The 7,219-nt window shown below is 64.6% G+C and carries 8 protein-coding genes; 7 read left to right on the top strand and 1 reads right to left on the bottom strand.

Annotation, left to right across the window (positions count from 1 at the left end):
* The 7 genes from F4Z81_12730 to F4Z81_12700 form a co-directional block, all read left to right on the top strand.
* The coding region (locus F4Z81_12730) for a phosphoribosylformylglycinamidine synthase subunit PurQ (GenBank protein ID MXW05912.1) at positions 1–220 on the top strand (220 nt) is incomplete at its 5' end.
* Positions 221–242: 22 nt separating this feature from the next.
* Positions 243–815 carry a hypothetical protein gene (locus F4Z81_12725; GenBank protein MXW05911.1) on the top strand — a complete coding sequence of 191 codons (573 nt, stop codon included), beginning with the start codon at positions 243–245 and terminating at the stop codon, positions 813–815.
* Entirely contained in the window at positions 812–2,905 is a 2,094-nt protein-coding gene (locus tag F4Z81_12720; protein ID MXW05910.1) for a S8 family serine peptidase, read from the top strand. The genes F4Z81_12725 and F4Z81_12720 overlap by 4 nt, the downstream gene beginning before the upstream one ends.
* Before the next feature lie 168 nt (positions 2,906–3,073).
* Positions 3,074–3,397 (top strand): iron-sulfur cluster insertion protein ErpA, encoded by a 324-nt coding sequence (erpA, locus tag F4Z81_12715; protein MXW05909.1) that lies wholly within the window; start codon positions 3,074–3,076, stop codon positions 3,395–3,397.
* A gap of 81 nt (positions 3,398–3,478) precedes the next feature.
* Positions 3,479–4,303 (top strand): Mrp/NBP35 family ATP-binding protein, encoded by an 825-nt coding sequence (locus F4Z81_12710; GenBank protein MXW05908.1) that lies wholly within the window; start codon positions 3,479–3,481, stop codon positions 4,301–4,303.
* A complete protein-coding gene (locus F4Z81_12705) occupies positions 4,303–4,854 on the top strand; it encodes a hypothetical protein (protein ID MXW05907.1) in 552 nt (183 codons plus the stop codon). The genes F4Z81_12710 and F4Z81_12705 overlap by 1 nt, the downstream gene beginning before the upstream one ends.
* A gap of 21 nt (positions 4,855–4,875) precedes the next feature.
* A complete protein-coding gene (locus tag F4Z81_12700) occupies positions 4,876–5,985 on the top strand; it encodes an XdhC family protein (GenBank protein MXW05906.1) in 1,110 nt (369 codons plus the stop codon).
* On the opposite strand, the gene F4Z81_12695 is transcribed toward F4Z81_12700, so the two are convergent.
* Complete coding sequence (locus tag F4Z81_12695) at positions 5,986–7,218, bottom strand: DegT/DnrJ/EryC1/StrS family aminotransferase (protein MXW05905.1); 1,233 nt, start codon at positions 7,216–7,218, stop codon at positions 5,986–5,988.
* Position 7,219 lies beyond the last annotated feature (1 nt).

The raw sequence follows: 7,219 nt of genomic DNA, 5'->3' as shown, positions 1-7,219 counted from the left end.
GGGAACGGCAGAGACGGCCTATCCCTGGAGTCCCAACGGCTCGGTGGACGCCATCGCCGGGATCTGCGACGCCACGGGACGGATCTTCGGGCTCATGCCTCATCCGGAGCGTTACACTCACCCGACCCATCATCCCCGGTGGACCCGGGAGGGATGCAGGGAACCGGACGGCCTGCATATCTTCCGGAACGCCGTGAACTATGTCCGCGGTGTCCTGTAGCTGCCGAAGGGAGCGCCCTTGAATGAGCTTCCCTCCGTTCACCCGAGCCATCGAACGCCGCATGTACGTGATCGGGATCCTCCTGGTCCCCGTCGCGGTCTTCGTGCTGCTCAGTCTCGCGACCCACGCCGAAACCGACTACCCCAATTCGAGCCGGAATCCGAGTGAAGTCACCAACCTGGGCGGCCTGCCCGGCGCCCTGGTATCCTACGGCGTGATGCTCGTCCTGGGATACGGGGGATACGTCGTCCCCGTCCTCATCGGACTTCTGGCCTGGAATCGGATCCGGGGACAGCATCCGGTGAGACTGCTCGTTCAGGCCGCCTGGCTCTTGGTGCTCGTAGTAGCCGGGGTTTCCACGGGGAGTCTGATTCCAGTACTTCCCGAGTCCCTCAGGTTCAGGATAGGCGGGGTACTGGGGTTCTACCTGGGCGGCCAGATGGCGGGTGCGTTGGGCGTGGACCGATCAGTGATACTGGGCGGCGCCTTGTTCCTGGTTGTCCTGGTGGCCATGTTGTATTTCAGCCTGATCAGACGAAGAAGACTAAGCGCCCTCCAGCTGCGTTCCCGTCAACCGGGAAGTAAGCCATCATGAAGCGATGCTTGCCGTTTCTGCTTGTCCTCTTTTCTTCCTTTGCTTTCGGCAGCCCACGGCCCGATCAGCAACCGGTGCGGGGGACCGTCCCCGGCAGTGAACCGGGGATTTCCAGCGTCGAACCCGGGGTTTCCGGCCGCCTTCGGAACGAGCTCGCCACGCGGCCGACCGACGAGGTGGTGAAGGTATGGGTTTACCTGGTGGACAAAGGACTCGACCCCGGGGCAGGATACGACGCCGCGCTGGCGGCCGCCGAAGACCGCCTGACGCCCCGCACCCGCCGCCGGCTGTCGACCAGAAGCGACCGGCTGGCGGGATGGGAGGACATCCCGGTCCACGTCCCCTACCTGGAGCGCATCGAAGCGTTGGGGGGCAGGATCCTCCAGGTATCCCGCTGGTTGAACGCGGCGAGCGTGTACATCCCGGCCGGAGATATCGACAGCCTGGCAGGCCAGCCCTTCGTGCTGAGCATCGACGCGGTCGCCAGACTCCGTCTTCCGCGCCCCGTCCCGGCGCAACGCTCCGATCGCCAGGAAACGGACGCGAGGCTCAGGGCGGTTCAGTCCAACCGCCTCGACTACGGTCCTTCCTTCATCCAGCTGAACCAAATGCACGTGCCGGAACTCCATGACCTGGGACTCACCGGAAAAGGCGTGCTTGTGGCGCTCTTCGACACGGGATTCAGCCTGGATCACGTGGCCTTCGACAGCCTCAGAACCCGGGTGGAAGCCCGCCGTAACTTCCTTAGCGACGAAACCGGGTTCACCGATCTGGAGGACACCGGTCACGGTACGGCGGTGCTCGGCACGATCGGCGGATACGCGCCGGGTGAGTTGATCGGTCCGGCTTTCGGCGCCCGCTACCTGCTCGCAAGCACGGAGGTCGTGGCCTTCGAGAGAGAAGTCGAGGAGGACTTCTGGGTGGCCGGCATGGAATGGGCCGATAGTCTGGGCGCGGACATCATCAGCAGTTCACTCGGATACCTCGACTGGTACACTTATGCCGACATGGACGGAGAGACGGCCGTCATCACGCGCGCGGCCACGATGGCGGTGCGTCGCGGAATCGTAGTCGTAAACAGCATGGGCAACGAGGGCGACACCCCTTATCAGAAGATGGCGGCGCCCGCCGACGCGGAAGGCGTGATTTCCGTAGGCGGTGTCGATGCCACGGGCAGGCGCGCGGCGTTCTCCTCCATAGGTCCGACCTTCGACGGTCGCATCAAGCCGGACGTGATGGCCATGGGGGAAGACACTTACACGGTACATCCGTTCATCATCGATGATTACCTGCGCCTCAATGGCACATCCTTCTCCGCGCCCCTGGTGGCGGGGGTCGCCGCGCTGCTGTTGGAAACCTACCCCCACTGGACGCCCGGGAAGGTGCAAAGCGTACTCCGCCGGACGGCCGGCCAGGCCGCCGCTCCGGATACCCTGAACGGGTATGGCATCGTCCACGCGCTGAACGCCCTGATGACCGAATCGCGGGGGGTCGTGCGGTCCTTCACCGCCGAGAGCGGACTGAGCGGCGTGTTTCTCTCCTGGACCGCGGGGCTGGAGATCAACCTTCAGTCCTACCGGATCGAACGCAGGGACTACCCCGATGGGTCATTCGAAGTGCTGACCTCGGTACCCGTGACCCGGTCCACGGACACTTCTCAGCATTCGAATACCTACAGTTACACGGATACGTCCGCGCAACCGGGAACGTCCTACGAGTACCGGTTGCAGCCCGTGGGCCGCGCGGGACTGGCGTTGACGGCGGAACCGGTCGTTATACGCATCGATTACGAGTCCGGCACCTCCGGTGGGCTGGCGGCCGTCCTCTACCCGAACGCACCGAATCCCTTTGCCTCCAGTACGCGCATACGCTTCGAATTGTCGGAGCCGGTCCATGTCACCTTGACGATATACAACCTGCTCGGGAGGAGGATACGGGTGCTGGTCGATGGAACTCACGGACCGGGCAGATACGCGCCGACCTGGAACGGCATGGACGGCGACGGCCGCGCCGTACCCAGCGGCGTGTACCTGTACCGCATGGCCGCGGGCGGGATCGAGCAGAATGGGAAGATGCTGCTGCTGCGTTAGGGGCGGCGCGCGGCTCGTTGATCTTCGATAAAGAGGTTGACATCCAGGCGGGTTCTGGTTTATATAGCCTAAGCGACAAAAGGTACATGTTTCCGGTCGTGCAAGACGGATACAAGTCAGCGCAAACAAAGCAACTTACGCCATTCATTCGCAAGGGGGTTGGACATCATGGTCACCGTGACGGACGTTGCCGCCGACAAGATCAAAACCATGATCGAGGACCAGGAAAATCCGGATCTCGGACTGCGCGTCATGATCTCCGGCGGGGGATGTTCCGGTTTTCAGTACAAGCTTGCTTTCGACAAGAACGCGACCGACAACGACCAGATTATCGAGCAGAACGGCATCAAGGTTTTCGTCGACAACAAGAGCGCCATCTACCTGATGGGTGCGGAACTGGACTATGTGGAAGGGCTGATGGGCGCCGGGTTCAAGGTTAGCAATCCCAATGCCAAGGGCACCTGCGGCTGCGGCGAGTCGTTTTACGTATAGGTCCGACAGGCGCGGGTACGGCCCCGCGCATCCCAGGCGGTCCGGACGGCCCAGGCAGTCCGTAAACGCGGATCGAGCACTTTGGCTGCGGAAACCGAAATCCCCCGTGACGCGCTGACCGGTATCCGCCACGTCATCGCCGTGGCCAGCGGCAAGGGCGGCGTGGGCAAGTCGACGGTAAGCGTCAATCTGTCCCTCGCCCTCGCGGAAGCGGGCCATGCGGTCGGCCTGCTCGACGCGGACATTTACGGCCCGAACGTGCCCCAGATGATGGGCGTTTCCGGGTCCCTCGAGAAAGATCCTTCCGGCAGCATCAAACCCGTTGTCAAGCATGGTATCCGGCTGGTCTCCGTCGGTTTCGTCGCGGGGCCGTCCGATGCGGTGATCTACCGGGGTCCCCTGGTCGGCAAGATGGTGAAGAGTTTCCTCGGCAATGTTTCATGGGGGGAACTGGACTACCTGGTGGTCGATCTGCCGCCCGGCACCGGCGACGCGTCGCTGACCCTGGCCCAGTCGGTCGAACTCACCGGGGCCGTCATCGTCACGACCCCCCAGCAGGTTGCCCTGTCTGACGTGCGCAAGGCGATCGCCATGTTCCAGCGGTTGCGGGTCCCCGTACTGGGCATCGTCGAAAACATGAGTTACTTCCTCAACGCCGCGACGGGTGAACGGACCCACATCTTCGGCCGGGGCGGAGGCGCTGCGTTGAGCGATGAACTGGGCCTGCCCTTCCTGGGTGAGATTCCCCTTTCGCCGGCCGTCTGCGCGGGAGGTGACGCGGGAGAACCGATCTTCCTCGATCACGGGAACGCCGTCGAAACGGCAGCCTTCAAGGGCGTCCGGACGGCCGTCGAGGTCGAGATCGAGAACCAGCCGGCGCCGCTGCCCGGTCCGGTCCGTACCTGATGCTGCGGCTTCCCCGGACCGTCTACGAAGGCATGGCGGCCCACGCCGTGGCGGAGTATCCACGGGAGTGCTGCGGGTTCCTGACCGGTACAGGCGGTCTGGACGGTCCAGGCGGCCCGGCTGAAACGACCAAACCGGGGGACCCGACCGAACCGGCGGACCAGGTAGACCCGGTCGAATCGATAGACCCGGAGTCCTGGCGGGTGCACCGGTGCAGGAACATCCAGGACGAGTTGCACGCGAAAGACCCGGCGGAACATCCCCGGGACGCCCGGACCGCCTACGCGTTCAGCCGGGCGGACATGGAGCGGCTGTTCTTCGGGGAGTTCGACCCTCCGGGCGCGCGGGTCCAGGGTTTCTATCATTCCCATCCGGACGCGCCGGCGTATTTCTCGGAGAAGGACCGGATGGACGCCCTGACCGGCTGGCTGGACCCGGAACCCGGCTACCTGGTCCTTTCCGTCACGAAGGACGCCGTAAGCGATATCAAGATGTTCCGATGGGTAGACGATGAGACGGGTTTCGAGGAGTTGCCCTTGGAACTGGTTTAATCCTTAAGCAGGGATATACGCATGAAAGAGGTTTTCGACGAGGTCGTGAACGTCCTGTCGCGGGGCGAAAAGGCGGCGCTTTCCACCATCGTGTCGAGCAAGGGCTCGCTGCCGATGAGCAAGAAGGCGAAAATGCTCGTCAAGGGGGACGGCTCGTTCACCGGAACGGTGGGCGGCGGTTGCCTGGAAGCCGACGTCTGGGCTGAGGCCCGCGAAGTCATGGATCGTTCCGCCCCCAGGCTGCAGCACTTCATCCTGACCGAGAAGCACGCCGGCGACGAGGGACTGAACTGCGGCGGCAACGTGGAGATCTTCACGGAGCCGATCCGGACGGGCCCCATGCAGGAGATCTTCGAGGCGATCCGCGGGCTTCACGACGCGCGGGGCATCGGGCTCCTGGCCACGCTGGTGTCGGGCCGGGCCGGAACGGAAGCCGGCAAGATGCTGCTCACGGATACCGGCGAGACCGTCGGCACGCTCGGAGACCCCGCCCTGGACGACCGGATACGACTGGATGCGGACCTGGAAATCACCGAAAACCTTTTGCGGGTGGTCACGCTGGAGCACGAAGGCGTGGAGACCAGGATCTTCCTGGAGTCCATCTGGCCGGCTCCGCAGCTTTTCCTTTTCGGCGGCGGTCACGTGGCCAGGGCCATTGCCCGGCTTGCCGATACCGTCGGGTTCCGCATCATCGTGGTGGACGACCGGCCCGCCTTCGCGAACCATGAGCGGTTTCCCGAAGCCGACGAGGTGGTCGTGGACGCCTTCGACGAGGTCGTGGGCAAGCTGCCCATCGACGGTTCGTCCTACCTGGTCGCGGTGACCCGCGGACACCAGTGGGACCAGCCCGTCATCGAGCAGGCGGTGTGGACCGACGCCGCCTATATCGGCATGATCGGCAGCCGGCGCAAGATCGCCCTGATGTGGAAGAACCTGGAAGGAAAAGGCGTGCCCCGGCACCTGCTCGAGCAGGTGCACGCGCCGATCGGCAAGGAGATCGGCGCCGATACCCCCGAAGAGATCGCGGTCAGTATCATGGCCGAGCTGATCGAATTCCGCCGGTCCGGCGGAAAGCCGGCCCACCTGGTTTCCACGCTGAAGGACGCGGCCGGAACGGCGGGTGCGGGCTGACTAAGCTTCCCCCAGCTCGTCGCGATGTTCCACGATCCTCACGACCGCCCGGACGATGTCATCCATGTCGTCCCTGTCCCCCAGCAGCACATTCTGCGAGAACCATACGGCCTCCGAACGGCAGGCCCGCTCCGTTACCGGCAGATTCATCGCGCCATAGTCAACGGCGGACAGCGCCTGGCTCCGGTATATGCCATAGTTCCGTTCCGTGAAAACCGGTTGTTTGTACAGGGGTATGGAGTAGCCCGGACTGGCGGGGATTCCCTCGGCGCACAGGGCCTCGATGAACCGTGTCTTCGGGACGCCACCGAAGGATGCTTCGTTGTACCTGAACATGTAGATATGCCGCGCGTGGCGGTCAGCCTTCGCGGGCCTGGCCACCGGGACGATGCCCGGAATCGCCCCGAGGCGTTCGGTCAGATACTCGCCGTTCGCGTGACGCAGGTCGGCCTGGGCCTCCAGGTGATCCATCTGGACCATGAGCAGGGTGCCCTGTACCTCGGTCATCCGGTTGTTGCCGGCTATGCGGAAGTGGTTGTAACGGGGTCCCGGCGCGACGTGCCCGCAGTCGGCTAGGGAACGCGCCGCCGCCGCCAACTCGTCGTCGTTGGTGAGCATGATGCCCCCCTCGCCGGCGTTGAGGTTTTTGGAGGACTGGAAGCTGAAGGCGCCGATCGAACCGATGGCGCCCACGCCCCGGTCTCCCCACCGCGCGCCGTGGGCCTGTGCCGCGTCCTCGATCACCGAAAGGCCGTGGCGGCCGGCGATTTCACCGAGCCGGTCCATGTCCGCGGGCAGGCCCGCGAAATGTACGGCCACGACGGCCCGGGTCCGCGGTGTGATCGCTTCCTCGACCCGATCGGGGTCCAGGTTGTAGGTAAGGGGATCGATGTCGACGAACACGGGCACGGCGTTCGACATCACGATCGAGCTGGCCGATGCGATGAAGGTATAGGCCGGCACGATGACCTCGTCACCGGGTTCGATGCCGACCGCCTGCAGCGCGAGGCAGAGGGCCGTGGTGCCGTTGCAGACGGCAATGCCGTGGGCGGCGTGCTGGAAGGATGCGAAGCGCTGTTCGAGGCTGCGCACCCGCTCGCCCTGGATGCTTCCCCACCGGCCGGAGCGCACGGTTTCGCCGGCGGCGCGGGCGCTCGCGTCCAGGTTCATGGGCCAGGCCGGAAAGGGTTCGGTCCGTACCGGCGCCGCGCCGTTTATCGCCAATCGGGGCATG

Source organism: Gemmatimonadota bacterium (genome assembly GCA_009835325.1).
Classification (GTDB): domain Bacteria; phylum JAAXHH01; class JAAXHH01; order JAAXHH01; family JAAXHH01; genus JAAXHH01.
This window is presented reverse-complemented; position numbering and strand designations above follow the sequence as displayed.